The following is a 12,695-nucleotide window of genomic DNA, read 5'->3' as shown; positions in this document are numbered from 1 at the left end:
TTGCTGTACACCGTTCGGACATGGGATCGTTCCCCTATGTCCACCGAAGAAACGCGGCTCGGCGACCCGCCCGGCCCCGCCGACGAGGCCGCCGAACGTACCCTGTTCGGCCACCCGATCGGACTCACCAATCTGTTCGGTGTCGAGCTGTGGGAGCGTTTCTCCTTCTACGGCATGCTCACGATCCTGGGGTATTACCTCTACTACTCCACCACCGAGGGCGGCCTCGGCCTGGACCAGAGCACGGCGCTCGGCATCGTCGGCGCCTATGGCGGCCTGGTGTATCTGTCCACCGTGCTCGGCGGCTGGATTGCCGACCGGGTGCTGGGCATGGAACGCACCGTCTTCTACGGTGGCGTCGTGGTCATGGCGGGCCACATCGCGCTGGCCGTGCTGCCCGGGCTGGCCGGGGTCGGGGTCGGCCTGGTGCTGGTCGCGTTCGGCAGCGGCGCGCTGAAGGCGAACGCCTCATCGCTGCTCGGCACGCTGTACTCGCCGAGCGACGCGCGCGTCGACGGCGGCTTCACCCTCTTCTATCTCGGCATCAATCTCGGCGCCTTCACCGGCCCGCTGCTGACCGGTCTGCTGCAGCGCGAATGGGGCTTCCACGCCGGTTTCGCCGCCGCCGCGGTCGGCATGGCCCTGGGCCTGACCCAGTACGTGGTGTTCCGGCGCAACCTCGGCACGCACGGCCGCGATGTGCCCAATCCGCTCACCCGCCGCGAGCTCAACCCGGTGCTCATCGGCGTCGCCGTCGCCGCGGTCGCGGTGCTGGTGGCGGTACTGGCCGGGTTGCTCACCCTGGACAATCTGTCCGATGTCACCACCGGCGTCATCGTGGTCGCCTCGATCGTCTACTTCGCCGTGCTGCTCACCAGCGCCAAGGTGACCCCGGTCGAGCGCACGAGGGTACGCGCGTTCATTCCGCTGTTCATCGCCAACGCCGTGTTCTGGTCGCTGTTCCAGCAGATGTTCACCATGCTCGCGGTGTACTCCGACGAGCGCATCGACTGGCACATCTTCGGCTGGGAGGCGCCGGCCAGCTGGATCGGCTCGGTGGAGCCGGTGTGGATCATCGCGCTCTCGCCGCTGTTCGCGCTGATGTGGACCAAGCTGGGCAACCGGGCGCCGAGCACTCCGATCAAGTTCGCGCTCGGCGTCATCGGCATGGGCATCGCCTTCTGGATGTTCGCGCTGCTGAGCGGCTTCGAGGACAAGACCGTCCCGGTGCTGGCGGTGTTCGCGATCCTCGGTGGCTTCGCCGTCTCCGAGCTGCTGCTCTCGCCGATCGGTCTCGCGGTGACCACCCATCTCGCCCCCGCCGCGTACCGCTCGCAGATGATGGCCCTGTACTTCTTCTCGGTCGGTATCGGCACGTCCATGGCGGGCACCCTGGCCCGCTACTACAACCCCGACAACGAGGCCGCGTACTTCGGCATCAGCGGTGCCGCGGCCATCGTGGCCGGTCTCGTGGTGGCCGGGTTCGCGCCGTGGATCAAGCGCCATATGCAGGGCGTGCACTGACCTGCCTGCGGGTATCCCCCGAAGACGTTCGCACAGAAGGAGAAGACCGTGCCGACACCGGACGCCACGCCAGAGGCAGGCCGACCAACCGGCCGACAGAGCGGATTGTTCCGCACCAAGTCGGTCGAGCAATCGATCCTCGACACCGACGAGCCCGATTCCAAACTCCGCAAGGACCTGACGGCCTGGGATCTGACGATCTTCGGTGTCGCCGTGGTGGTCGGCGCCGGTATCTTCACGCTGACCGCGCGCACGGCGGGCAATGTGGCCGGGCCGTCGGTCTCGCTGGCGTTCGTGTTCGCCGCCATCGCGTGTGGCCTGACCGCGTTCTGTTACGCCGAATTCGCCTCGACCGTGCCGGTCGCCGGCAGCGCCTACACCTATTCGTACGCGACCTTCGGTGAATTGGTGGCCTGGATCATCGGCTGGGACCTCATTCTGGAATTCGCGCTCGCCGCGTCGGTGGTCGCCAAGGGCTGGTCGCAATATCTGGGCACCGTCTTCGGATTCGAGTCCGCCACCGTGCAACTCGGGTCGATCACCTTCGACTGGGGTGCGGTCACGCTGATCGCGGTGCTCGGCGTGCTGCTGGCCGTCGGCACCAAGGTGTCCTCGCGGGTGTCGGCGATCGCGGTCGCGATCAAGCTCGCCGTCATCGCGCTGGTGCTGGTCCTGGGCATCACCTATTTCAAGGCGTCCAACCTGAGCCCCTACATCCCGCCGTCGCAGCCCACCGAAGAGGGCGCCGGCGGCCTGCACCAGTCGCTGTTCTCGTTCCTCACCGGCGCGGGCAACAGCACCTTCGGCTGGTACGGCCTGCTCGCCGCGGCCAGCCTGGTGTTCTTCGCGTTCATCGGTTTCGACGTCGTCGCCACCGCCGCCGAGGAGACCAAGAACCCGCAGAAGGCGGTGCCGCGCGGCATCCTGGGCTCGCTGCTCATCGTGACCGTGCTCTACGTGGCGGTGTCGCTGGTGCTCACCGGCATGGTGCCCTACACCGATCTGGCGGGCGAGAACGCCACGCTGGCCACCGCCTTCGCCATCCACGGCGTCGACTGGGCCAAGAACGTCATCTCCATCGGCGCGCTGGCCGGTCTGACCACCGTCGTGATGGTGCTGTTCCTCGGCCAGACCCGCGTGCTGTTCGCGATGTCGCGCGACGGACTGCTGCCGCGCTGGCTGGCCCACACCGGTTCGCGTGGCACGCCGGTCCGGCTGACCGTCATCGTCGGCATCGTCTGCTGCGTGCTGGCCGGCTTCGTCGATTTCGGCACGCTCGAGGAAATGGTGAACATCGGCACCCTGTTCGCCTTCGTACTGGTCTCGGTCGGCGTGATCGTGCTGCGCCGCACCCGCCCCGACCTGCCCCGCGGCTTCCGCGTCCCGCTGGTCCCGCTGATCCCCATCCTGGCGGTGCTGTCGTGCCTGTGGCTGATGGTCAACCTCTCGGTGGAGACCTGGCTGCGTTTCATCGTCTGGATGGTCCTCGGCTTCGCCGTCTACTTCGCTTACGGCCGCCGCCACTCCGTCCTCGGTAATCGCCCGCCGACCGGCTGACCAGCCCCATCGGCGATAAGGTCGGTTCGGCGCTGTCATCGACGACACGCCGGGCCGACCTTGTCTACCGACACGATTCCGGTACACCCGTACGAGTCGCTAGGCTGTCCCGGACGCCCCTATAGCCCAATTGGCAGAGGCAGCGGACTTAAAATCCGCGCAGTCTGGGTTCGAGTCCCAGTGGGGGCACTCCATCGGGGCTGGTGGACGCCCTGTCGCCCCACCGAGCCCGCGCTATCGGCCCTTCAACGCGCGATCGGCGCGATTGACGAAGGCGGCGGTCGTGAACGTGCCGATGGTGAGCGCGACCATCAGAATCTTCGCGGGCCAGGGCCCTTCGATGAGGGCGCCCACCGTTGCCAGCAGAACGAGGCCACTGATGGTGACCAACATCGTGATCGCCCTGGTCGTTCCGTTGATCTCACCCCGCAGAATCCGCCGCGACGCCGCGAGCAGGCTGAGGCCGGGGATGCCGGGCAACAGCGCGACCACGCAGACGACGATCAGGTATCGGGTATCGACCAGCCCGGCCACCACGAGCCCGGCAGCGCAGGCCACCAGCACGACACCCAGCGCGATTCCAGCGAATCCGGCAAGGCGGGTCACCCGCCGAACCGCGGGCTCGTTCGCGTACGGCGATGGCACACCCGCCCGCATCGCATTGGTCTGAGACATTCGAAAACCCCCGTGTGACAAGTGAAATGGCAGGCGAGAACGGCATTCACAGCGCACGCCGATTGCCCGAATCCCCCGCCCGAAGGCTACCGCCCGCTCTCCCCACGAACAACCGGTGGCCGATCGCCGGCATGGGGTGGTCTATGTTGGTCGCGGGCCGACCACGGTGACGTGGACGGGCGGATTCTTCGGCAGTTCGGCAGTTCGAGCGCAGCGAAGGGATCGTCATGCAGTCGGTTGTGGCTTTGATCGTTCGTGTCGGATGTGTGGTGGCGACCGTGCTGGCCGCGGTGGGGTTCGGCGGGTCGGCCGTGGCGGGGCCGCCGGACTCGGCGTTGTGCGCGTGGCGGTTCATGTCGAACGACACCGTGTTGAATGTGGCTTTCCCCGATGCGAACTCGACGTACTGGCTGATGCCGTACGCGCTGGGACCGGGTGACTCGATCGAGTTGTCGGGGACCTATCCGGCCGCGCGGTACTTCTCGCTGAACACCTACGGGACGAATCTCGACACCGTGGACACGTTGCGCGACAACCAGATCGCGCCGGATCCGGGTAGCGGGAACCCGTACACCGACGCCTCCGCCGCCACGCTGCCCACGGCGCAGCAGCGGTGGCACGCCAAGCTGGTCAATGGCCCGGCCGACCACAGCCGCAACGAGATCCAGGCGGTCGCGAGTGGGCAGCGCGCCCCGATCGGGTTCGTCATCGTCCGGGTCTACGTGCCGACCGACCCGGCCTCACTCAGTGGTGGTGTGCCGCTGCCGGAGGTGAAACTCACCCTGGCGGGCAGCGAGGTTCCGGCGCAGCCGTGCGCGCAGCCCTTCGACCCGGCCGGCTACACCGGCCCCGTCGCCGACGCCGCGAAAGCGGCCTTCGATCAGGGGATCGCCGCGGCCGCCTCCGGCGCCTTCCCCGGAGGCGCCCCGGAGGCCACCTTCGGCAATCCGGCCAGCACCGCCGGGCTGTTCCCGAACGGTGACAACAAGTACGTCGGGACCCGCGTCAGCTATCAGCCGGGCCGCCTGCTGGTGGTGCGCGGCAAAGCCCCGACGTTTCCGGATACCCGGGCCGGGCAGTCACCGACCGCGCCGACCCAACTGCGGTACTGGTCGATGTGCCAGAACGACCTGCGCACCCCCTACCCCGTCGTCGCCTGCGCCGCCGACTTCCAGACCGCGCTCGACGCGTCCGGCTACTACACCTACGTTCTCGCCGCCCCCGCGGACCTGCCGGCGAACCTCCCGCCGACCGTCACCACGATTGCGTGGGGCAGCACCGACGTGGACAAGGTGCTGTTCCTGCGGAACATGACCCCGAGCGCGGCGTTCTACCCGGACTCGGTCCAGGCCTCCCAGGACTCCGGCAGCGACCCGGCCATCACGATGGGTCCGTATTACCCGCACGCCGCCTATTGCAGCGCCGAGACGTTCTCCGCCGGCGGCGCCGACGCCTGCCTCGCCTGAAATCGCCTGGTAGCCAGTCGGGCGGGCGAGCCATTTCGACGGTCGCGGCGAAATCGGCGGACGGGCTGGAGCGTCGACCGGTCGCCGCGTCTACGGAGGCCGTTTCGGCCCGCGGCTACGCGCAGTCCGGCGCCGCGGCGTCGACGAAGAGCGGTTCGTTCGCCCGGTTGATGTAGGCGACGTACAGCTCGGCGGGCCCGGTCCCGAGATTGCGGCCGACGTGGACATGGTCGGGGCCGACGGTCTCGGACAGCCCCTGACCCGCCGCGTACGTCGTCGGCACGCAGTCCGACTCGTAGCGCGTCACCTCGCCCCTGGTCACGAGGGCCAGCACAGTGCCGTCGTGATAGTGCCAGCCGAGGGTGCCGCCCGGCGCGATGGTGATACGCCGGAAGGTGAACACGCTCGGCAGTTCGGCGAACGGACCGAATCCGCTCACATCGACCTCGGTCAGTTGTTCGACAGTCAGGCCCGAGGGCGGGGTGGCCGACGTCGAGGGCGCGAGAGCGACGATCGCGGTGGCGACCACGGCGCCGGCGAGGGCATTCCGGTGGTTTCGCATCTTCGTAGTATACGAGCGCGACCACCGGACCGACCCGCTGTTTCTACCCCGCGACCAGCCCCTTCGCGATGTGGGTGACCTGGATTTCGTTGCTGCCCGCGTAGATCATCAGCGACTTGGCGTCGCGGGCGAGCTGCTCGACCTTGTACTCGGCCATGTAGCCGTTGCCGCCGAACAGCTGCACGGCCTCCATCGCCACCTCGGTGGCGGCGCGCGAGGAGTAGAGCTTCATCGCCGAGGCTTCGGCGAGGGTCACCTTGTCACCGGCGGCGGTGCGCTCGATGGCGTTGAAGACCATGTTCTGCACATTGATTCGCGCGATCTCCATCTCGGCCAGCTTGAGCTGGATGAGCTGGAACTGCGCGATCTCCTTGCCCCACAGCGTGCGCGACTTGGCGTAATCGACGCACAGGCGGTGACATTCGTTGATGATGCCCAGTGCCAGCGACGCGATGCCGATGCGTTCGGCCGCGAAAGACTCCTTGGCACTGTCCTTTCCGTCGCCCTTGGCGGGGTTCTCGGTTTCGCCGAGCAGCCGGTCGGGGGTGATGCGGACGTTCTCGAAGAACAGTTCGCCGGTGGGCGAGGAGTTCATGCCCATCTTCTTGAACGGCGGGCTCTGCACGAAGCCGGGCATGTCCTTGTCCAGCACGAACGCGAGCACCTTGCGGTCGCGGCGGTCGGTGCCGTCGCCTTCGTCCAGCTTGGCGTAGACGACGGTGACGTCGGCGTACGGGCCGTTGGTGATGAACGTCTTGCGGCCGTTGAGGATGTAGTCCGCGCCGTCGCGGCGGACATAGGATTTCATCCCGCCGAAGGCGTCGGAGCCCGAGTCCGGCTCGGTGATGGCCCAGGCGCCGACCTTGGCCATGGTGACCAGCTCGGGCAGCCAGCGCTTCTTCTGCGCGAGGGTGCCGCGGCTGCGGATGGTGCCCGCGGTGAGGCCGAGGCTCACCCCCATGGACGCCACCAGGCCCAGGCTGACCCCGGCCAGCTCGCTGTTGAGGATGACGCCCATGCTGCCCGCGCCGCTGAAACCGCCGCCCGACTTGCCCGAACCGGTGGTGCCGGACTCCTCACGGGCGAGCGCCTTCTCCAGCCCCTCGCGCGCCATCTCGTCCAGCCCGAAGGTGGCGTAGAGCTTGCGGATGATGTCGAACGGCGGCAGCGCGCCGCTCTCCAGCTGGTCGACGTGCGGGGTGATCTCCTTGGCGATGAACCCGCGCACGGCGTCGCGGAACATCAGGTCTTCGTCGGACCACTGGTACATCTCTGGACTCCCGAGGGATAGCCGGAACTTTGACTCGAATATAGAACACGTTCTAGTCGACTCGGGGGCGTAGGTTCGGAGGCAGGGGAATCGTCGACACGAAGGGGTGTGAACGATGCGAGTGGTCGAACGGATCAGGGGATACGCGACCGTGATCGGACAGGCGCGACGTCATCGCGGCGATCTGGCCGGATGGCTGGGACACCGGCCGCAGATCGGGGCGGCGACCATGGCCTATGAGACGGCCTTGCTCTTCAGCAACAAGCTCGATCCCCGGCTCAAAGAACTCGCCGAGCTCAAGACGGCGGGACTGGTCGCCTGCCAGTTCTGCCTCGACATCGGGTCGGCGCTGGCGCACACTTCCGGACTGACGCGGGAACAGATCACCGAGCTGCCCCGCTACCGGACCAGCGACGCCTACACCGAGCTGGAGAAGCTGGTCATCGCGTTCGCCGAGGCGATGACGGCGACGCCGGCGGTCGACCTCGAGGAGCTGCGCACCACCCTGCTCACCCACCTGTCCAAGGCCCAGCTGACCGAGCTGGCCGCGACCATCGCGTGGGAGAATCAGCGGGCGCGGCTCAACCAGGGCCTCGGGGTGCAGCCGACTGGCATGGCCGACGGCATGGTGTGCGCGATGCCGGAGCCGCGCGTCGCCCACCTCGCGGACAAGCGCGGGTGATCGGCCCCGGCCGGTGATTCAGTGGTCGGTCAGGGTCGGGGCGGCGCGGGTGATGATCGGGGCGACGTACTCCCGCAGCATCGCGCGTTCGTCGGCGTCGTCGCGGCCGGGGGTGGCCAGGAACGAGACGATGACGCGGGTCAGCCAGCGGGCCAGCCTGCTGCGTTCGGGATCGCTCAGGTCGATGTCGGCGAAGATGGTCGCGGCCAGGGACTCGATGACGTCGGAGTCCTGGCTGATCCGACCGGCCGTGCCGGAATCGCCGGGGCGGAACCAGGCGATGAGCAGCGGGTCGGCGCGCACCGCGGCGATCGCGCCGAGCATCGCGGCGACGATCCGCTCCCCCGGGTCGGCGATGTCACGAATCTGATCGGTGAGCCCGGCGACGATGCGCCGGGTCTCGCGGTGTACGAACGCGATCCGCACGGCCTGGCGATTGTCGAAGTAGCGATACAGCGTGGCTCGCGAGCACCCGGCCGCCGCGGCGATATCGCGCATGCCGACCGCGGCCACCCCTCGTTCGGCGAACAGTTCGGCGGCCGCGTCGAGAATGCGCTCGGCGGCCAGGTCGGCGCGGTCGGTGGCCAGCCAGTCGCCGCTCATGCCACGGCCCGGAACGGCACCGCGACCGGCCAGCGCACGTAGTTGCCCTGCGACCAGCGCACGCCGTCGAGGTCGACGGTGAAGTCGGGGCAGCGGGCCAGCAGCTCCTCGAGCGCGACGCGCGCCTGCATCCGGGCGGCGGCCGCGCCGAGGCAGTGGTGATGCCCGTGGCTGAAGGTGAGGATGCGCTTGGGGTTGCGCCGGATGTCGAGTTCGGCGGCGGTCACGCCGAACTCGCGCTCGTCGCGGTTGGCCGAGCCGTAGAGCAGCAGCACGCGCCTGCCCGCGGGGATGGTGGTGTCGTGCAGTTCGACGTCGCGGGTGGTGGTGCGGGCCAGGCCCTGCACCGGCGAGGTCATCCGCAGGAATTCCTCGATGGCGTCGGGGATGAGCGACGGGTCCTCGACGAGCAGTCGGCGCTGGGCGGGGTAGGCGGTGAGGAGCTGGACCGCGCCGCCCAGGTTGCCGGTGGTGGTGTCGTTGCCGCCGGTGATCATGGTGAAGGCGAAGCCGAGAATCGCGATCAGGCCCTCGTTGTCGCCGTCGGCGCCGAGGCCGGAGGCCAGCAGGTGCGAGATGGTGTCGTCGCCCGGTTCGACCCGGCGGCGGGCGATCAGTTCGGAGAAGTAGCCGACCAGCTCACCGACCGCGGTGAAGGCGTTCTGGTCTCCCGCGGCCAGCCCGGCCCCGGCGACCGCGCCGCCGACGATGTTCTCGGTCCACTCGTCGAACTTGCCGTGATCCTGTTCCGGCACACCGAGATAGTGCGCGACGACCATGGTGGGCAGCGGCTTGAACAGCTGCTCGACGATGTCACCCGCCCCCGCCGCGCGCAGCCGCTCGATCCGCTCGACGACGAACCGCCGCACCGCCGGTTCCACCGAATTCACCTGGCGCGGGGTGAATCCTGGCGCGACCCGGCGACGGAAGTCGGTGTGCTCGGGCGGGTCCATGAAGACGAACGGCTTGACGGCGCCGAACCCCGCGGCCGCCAGGTCCACGTAGTCGACGGTCAATCCCGCTGCGGAGGAGAAGGTTTCGGGCTCCTTGGCGGCAGCCCAGACGTCGGCATGGCGGGACAGCACGTAGAAGTCGTCGGCTTCCCGCCCCTCGGGAATCACCCGGTGAACCGGGTCCTGGTCACGCAGCGCGGAGTACATGGACCAGGGATCGCGCCAGGTTTCCCCGGACCGCAACTCGAACCCGACCGCATGAGACGTCGTTGAACTCATGCCTCCACGGTAAGACATCTTCCACCATATGTCTAACATCGGTTTCCGGCGGCGCCAGGACGCCGAGGGCGGGCGGAAAAGCGATTGCCCGCCCGCCCGGCGATGTGGCCTGCTTGGAGGGATGAAAAGACAACGACCGGGGAACGCCCGGGATATCGGGGACGGGTTGAAACTGCACCGGTACGCGGTGCGGGGAGGTCGTGGCGTGCGGACGGTGATCGTGCCGCGACCGGGTACGCGTGCCCGGTTCAGCACCAATCGGTTCCACGAGACATGGCATGTGCTGTCGGACGATCACGGCGCGAAGCTGCTGGCCCGGCTGCTGTGGGGGCTGTCGTATCAATCCCGCCCTGGGACGGTGATCCTGCTCGACCGGGAGTTCCTGGTGCCGACGCCGTTCGACGCCGACCCGGCCGATCCCATCGTGCTGGTGCCGGGCTGGCACACCCACCTCGACGATCAGTCCCTCACCGCCCTGCGACACCGGGGGGCACGCGGCCGCTTCGACGGGGACGGTGCGCTGGCGGACCTTCGGACTTGATCGGACGATGGAGCCGCGAGCGATGGAGCGCTGGGCACAGCAGCGGTACAGATGGGCAGGCGGCGAGATCACGCGCCGCCGCGGGATGCTCGTGCTGAGCGCGCGCACGCCCGACGATTGCCGCCGGTGGGCGCTGGACGCGGCGCGGCTCGACTCCGCCGGATTCGGGAGCGATCACGTGTATCTGGACGAATGGCGGCGCGGCCACGACGGCGAGATCCAGATCTTCCGGGCATTTCGCCCGATGGTCGGTATCGCCCGGCGGGCGCGGGCTCGGGTTCTCGCCGGCGGCGAAATACCGTCCTCCCCCGACGAGTTGCGCGCCGCCGTGTGGCGCACGGCCGAAATCGTCCGAGGCGACGCCCATGTGCGCATTCGCGTCTATCGCGGACGCGGTGCCGAACTCGGCGACGCGGCGGCGGCGATGCTCGCGCACGCCGACGTGCATTCGCTCGACGAACTCGCCGAACTCGGCGCGGTGGAAACCTATCGGCGATTGCGCGCGGCGGACGTGCGCGGCCTGAATCTGGAAATGCTCTGGGCGATGGAGGGCGCGCTCACCTATCGCGACCCGCGGTTCATCGAGCCGCAGCGGCGCCGGGAATTGGTCTCCGCCCTCGGTCCGCCGCCCCGCCCCGAGCGGGTGTCGCGCCCGCGCTATCGCGCGCCGGTCCGGCCGCGTCCGCGCTGACCACTCCGCGCCACGCCCGGGATGAATAGAGCGGGCGGGGAATTCCATCCAAGGCGGCAGGGCAATCCGAATCATCTGTGTTCATCGACCACGATATTTCGGATTCACCGGGGGCCGATTTCTTCGGGCGAATTCGGAAGAGGGAGTTTCTCCGATATGTTCCAGAACTCGAGTTCCGGCCTCGGCCGGCGTCTGCTCGCCGGCGCGCTGCCGTTCGCCGTCGCCGTCGCGTGCGCCGGGGTGGCCTCGGCCGATGTCGATGCCGATCAGCAGGCCCGGTTCGTCCAGGGCCTGGCCTCGCAGGGGCAGGCCGAGGGCATCGGCTACCGCACGGAAGTCACGCCGGACATGCGGACCGTGTCGGCGACCGTCGACGACGGGCGATTCGTCCTCGGCCAGGACGGCACGCTGACGGTCGAATCGGCGACCGGCAGCCCGATCGCGCAGGTGCCGACCAGTTTCGGCACCGTCGGCGGCAACACCATCACCGTGGCCACCGAGATCTCCGCCGACGGGCGCACCCTGAAGGCGACGCCGCAGGTGTCCCAGGGCGCGGCCACCGAGCTGAAGACCATCGCCACCAATCCGGCCGCGCAGTACTCCGATCCGGTGCACAACGCCGCCGCGATCGGCGCGGGCGTCGGCCTGATCGCCGCCGCGGTGGTGTGCGTGCCGATGATCACGACCATGATTCTGTACCTGCCGTGCGTCGGGCTGATCGGCCTGCCCAACGCCCTGGTCGGTGCGCTCATCGGCGCGGCCGTCGGTGCCGTGGCGCCCGACGTCATCCCGCAGGTGCTGCCCTGATCCGACACCCGCTGGGTCGCCGCGCGCCGGAGAACGTTCCGGTGCGCGGCGCTGTCGTTTAGTCGGCGGCACACCGACAGCGCGGCGGAGAACAGCTCGCGTCAGGTCGTGCCCCGGTGTGCCCGGCTCAGGCGAGGATCGACATGGCGATGCCGTCGAGGATGTCGTGTTCGCTGACGACCAGTTCGGAAACCCCGGCGCGCCGGGCCAGTTCGTCGGCCAGCACCTCGGTGATGACCGCGCCGCCGCCGATGACGTCGACCCGGCCGGGGTGCATCGGGCCCAACGCCGCGCGCTGGTCGTGGTCCATGCCGATCAGCCGGTCGCAGACGTCGTGGACCTCGGCCAGGCTCAGCCGGGTCAGGTGGACCCGGGTCGAATCGTATTCGGGCAGGTCCAGGGCGACGGCGGTGATGGTGGTCATGGTGCCCGCGACGCCGACCCAGGTGTGCACCCGGTCGACCGGGACCTCGGCGAACGCCTCGTCCAGCTTGGTCTGCGCGAATTCCCGGGCCGCGGCGACCTGCTCGGCCGTCGGCGGGTTGCCCGCCAGACAGCGCTCGGTGATCCGCACGCAGCCGATGTCGGCGGAGTAGGCCGCCTGCACGCCGTCACCGTCGCCGACGACCAGTTCGGTCGAGCCGCCGCCGAGGTCGACCACCACGAAAGGCCCGGCGTCGGCGGACAATTCGCCGACCGCGCCCGCGAAGGACAGCCGGGCCTCCTCGTCGCCGGTGATCACCTCGGCGACCGCGCCCGGCACGACCCGGCCCAGTTCGGTGCGGGTCATGTCGAAGAAGTCGTCCCGGTTGGCGGCGTCGCGGGTGGCGGAGGTGGCGACCATGCGGACCCGCGAAACACCCTGGGCGAGCATCACATCGACGTAGTCGGCCAGCGCGACGCGGGTGCGCTCGATCGCCTCGGGCGCGAGCCGGCCGGTCGCGTCGACACCCTGGCCGAGCCGCACGATGCGCATCTCGCGGTGCACGTCGGTGAGGCTGCCGTCGGCGCCGACCTCGGAGATCAGCAGGCGAATCGAGTTGGTGCCGCAGTCCACCGCGGCGATGCGCTCGGTCATGAGGTTC

At 69.0% G+C, this 12,695-nt stretch carries 13 protein-coding genes and 1 tRNA gene; 8 read left to right on the top strand and 6 right to left on the bottom strand.

Annotation, left to right across the window (positions count from 1 at the left end; translation table 11 throughout):
* Positions 1-36: 36 nt before the first annotated feature.
* From ACIO52_RS04015 to ACIO52_RS04005, 3 genes are all read left to right on the top strand, one after another.
* Complete coding sequence (locus tag ACIO52_RS04015; RefSeq protein ID WP_218719482.1) at positions 37-1,524, top strand: peptide MFS transporter; 1,488 nt, start codon at positions 37-39, stop codon at positions 1,522-1,524.
* Between the two features lie 48 nt (positions 1,525-1,572).
* Complete coding sequence (locus ACIO52_RS04010; protein ID WP_218719481.1) at positions 1,573-3,081, top strand: amino acid permease; 1,509 nt, start codon at positions 1,573-1,575, stop codon at positions 3,079-3,081.
* Between the two features lie 115 nt (positions 3,082-3,196).
* A tRNA-Leu gene (locus ACIO52_RS04005) sits at positions 3,197-3,270 on the top strand.
* Between the two features lie 45 nt (positions 3,271-3,315).
* Here the strand turns inward: ACIO52_RS04005 and ACIO52_RS04000 are convergent.
* Positions 3,316-3,756, bottom strand: coding sequence for a hypothetical protein (locus ACIO52_RS04000; protein WP_218719468.1), 441 nt, complete (start codon positions 3,754-3,756; stop codon positions 3,316-3,318).
* A 227-nt stretch (positions 3,757-3,983) separates the two neighbouring features.
* On the opposite strand from ACIO52_RS04000, the gene ACIO52_RS03995 reads away from it, so the two are divergent.
* Complete coding sequence (locus ACIO52_RS03995; protein WP_402641494.1) at positions 3,984-5,222, top strand: hypothetical protein; 1,239 nt, start codon at positions 3,984-3,986, stop codon at positions 5,220-5,222.
* 115 nt (positions 5,223-5,337) lie between these two features.
* Here ACIO52_RS03995 and ACIO52_RS03990 read toward each other — a convergent pair whose 3' ends face one another.
* Positions 5,338-5,784, bottom strand: coding sequence for a cupin domain-containing protein (locus ACIO52_RS03990; protein WP_402641491.1), 447 nt, complete (start codon positions 5,782-5,784; stop codon positions 5,338-5,340).
* A 43-nt stretch (positions 5,785-5,827) separates the two neighbouring features.
* Positions 5,828-7,054: an acyl-CoA dehydrogenase family protein gene (locus tag ACIO52_RS03985; RefSeq protein ID WP_402641488.1), complete on the bottom strand. Its 1,227-nt coding sequence runs from the start codon at positions 7,052-7,054 to the stop codon at positions 5,828-5,830.
* A 115-nt stretch (positions 7,055-7,169) separates the two neighbouring features.
* On the opposite strand from ACIO52_RS03985, the gene ACIO52_RS03980 reads away from it, so the two are divergent.
* Positions 7,170-7,736, top strand: a complete 567-nt coding sequence (locus ACIO52_RS03980; RefSeq protein ID WP_402641485.1) for a carboxymuconolactone decarboxylase family protein — start codon at positions 7,170-7,172, stop codon at positions 7,734-7,736.
* Positions 7,737-7,754: 18 nt separating this feature from the next.
* Here the strand turns inward: ACIO52_RS03980 and ACIO52_RS03975 are convergent, their stop codons facing one another.
* Both ACIO52_RS03975 and ACIO52_RS03970 read right to left on the bottom strand, forming a co-directional pair.
* Positions 7,755-8,339 (bottom strand): TetR/AcrR family transcriptional regulator, encoded by a 585-nt coding sequence (locus tag ACIO52_RS03975; RefSeq protein ID WP_402641483.1) that lies wholly within the window; start codon positions 8,337-8,339, stop codon positions 7,755-7,757.
* The gene (locus ACIO52_RS03970) at positions 8,336-9,571 is read right to left on the bottom strand and encodes a cytochrome P450 (RefSeq protein WP_402641480.1); all 1,236 of its coding nucleotides are present in this window, start codon (positions 9,569-9,571) and stop codon (positions 8,336-8,338) included. The genes ACIO52_RS03975 and ACIO52_RS03970 overlap by 4 nt, the downstream gene beginning before the upstream one ends.
* A 28-nt stretch (positions 9,572-9,599) precedes the next feature.
* On the opposite strand from ACIO52_RS03970, the gene ACIO52_RS03965 reads away from it, so the two are divergent.
* The 3 genes from ACIO52_RS03965 to ACIO52_RS03955 all read left to right on the top strand — a co-directional run bounded on the left by ACIO52_RS03965 (position 9,600) and on the right by ACIO52_RS03955 (position 11,610).
* A complete protein-coding gene (locus ACIO52_RS03965; RefSeq protein ID WP_402641477.1) occupies positions 9,600-10,112 on the top strand; it encodes a hypothetical protein in 513 nt (170 codons plus the stop codon).
* A gap of 22 nt (positions 10,113-10,134) precedes the next feature.
* Positions 10,135-10,803: a TfoX/Sxy family DNA transformation protein gene (locus tag ACIO52_RS03960; protein ID WP_402641475.1), complete on the top strand. Its 669-nt coding sequence runs from the start codon at positions 10,135-10,137 to the stop codon at positions 10,801-10,803.
* A 156-nt stretch (positions 10,804-10,959) separates the two neighbouring features.
* Positions 10,960-11,610 carry a hypothetical protein gene (locus ACIO52_RS03955; RefSeq protein ID WP_218719460.1) on the top strand — a complete coding sequence of 217 codons (651 nt, stop codon included), beginning with the start codon at positions 10,960-10,962 and terminating at the stop codon, positions 11,608-11,610.
* A gap of 127 nt (positions 11,611-11,737) precedes the next feature.
* Here ACIO52_RS03955 and ACIO52_RS03950 read toward each other — a convergent pair whose 3' ends face one another.
* Complete coding sequence (locus ACIO52_RS03950; protein ID WP_218719459.1) at positions 11,738-12,688, bottom strand: Ppx/GppA phosphatase family protein; 951 nt, start codon at positions 12,686-12,688, stop codon at positions 11,738-11,740.
* Between the last annotated feature and the right edge of the window lie 7 nt (positions 12,689-12,695).

The sequence above is a fragment of the Nocardia sp. NPDC087230 genome (genome assembly GCF_044744725.1).
Taxonomy (GTDB): Bacteria; Actinomycetota; Actinomycetes; order Mycobacteriales; family Mycobacteriaceae; genus Nocardia; species Nocardia canadensis.
The sequence above is the reverse complement of the archived record's forward strand: the minus strand, read 5'-3'. Positions and strand labels throughout refer to the sequence as shown.

Excerpts from the sequence above, each read along its gene's own strand:
- ACIO52_RS04015 (WP_218719482.1), top strand. The coding sequence starts at position 37 with ATGTCCACCGAAGAAACGCGGCTCGGCGACCCGCCCGGCCCCGCCGAC.
- ACIO52_RS04000 (WP_218719468.1), bottom strand. The coding sequence starts at position 3,756 with ATGTCTCAGACCAATGCGATGCGGGCGGGTGTGCCATCGCCGTACGCG.
- ACIO52_RS03995 (WP_402641494.1), top strand. The coding sequence starts at position 3,984 with ATGCAGTCGGTTGTGGCTTTGATCGTTCGTGTCGGATGTGTGGTGGCG.
- ACIO52_RS03990 (WP_402641491.1), bottom strand. The coding sequence starts at position 5,784 with ATGCGAAACCACCGGAATGCCCTCGCCGGCGCCGTGGTCGCCACCGCG.
- ACIO52_RS03985 (WP_402641488.1), bottom strand. The coding sequence starts at position 7,054 with ATGTACCAGTGGTCCGACGAAGACCTGATGTTCCGCGACGCCGTGCGC.
- ACIO52_RS03980 (WP_402641485.1), top strand. The coding sequence starts at position 7,170 with ATGCGAGTGGTCGAACGGATCAGGGGATACGCGACCGTGATCGGACAG.
- ACIO52_RS03975 (WP_402641483.1), bottom strand. The coding sequence starts at position 8,339 with ATGAGCGGCGACTGGCTGGCCACCGACCGCGCCGACCTGGCCGCCGAG.
- ACIO52_RS03970 (WP_402641480.1), bottom strand. The coding sequence starts at position 9,571 with ATGAGTTCAACGACGTCTCATGCGGTCGGGTTCGAGTTGCGGTCCGGG.
- ACIO52_RS03965 (WP_402641477.1), top strand. The coding sequence starts at position 9,600 with ATGTCTAACATCGGTTTCCGGCGGCGCCAGGACGCCGAGGGCGGGCGG.
- ACIO52_RS03960 (WP_402641475.1), top strand. The coding sequence starts at position 10,135 with ATGGAGCGCTGGGCACAGCAGCGGTACAGATGGGCAGGCGGCGAGATC.
- ACIO52_RS03955 (WP_218719460.1), top strand. The coding sequence starts at position 10,960 with ATGTTCCAGAACTCGAGTTCCGGCCTCGGCCGGCGTCTGCTCGCCGGC.
- ACIO52_RS03950 (WP_218719459.1), bottom strand. The coding sequence starts at position 12,688 with ATGACCGAGCGCATCGCCGCGGTGGACTGCGGCACCAACTCGATTCGC.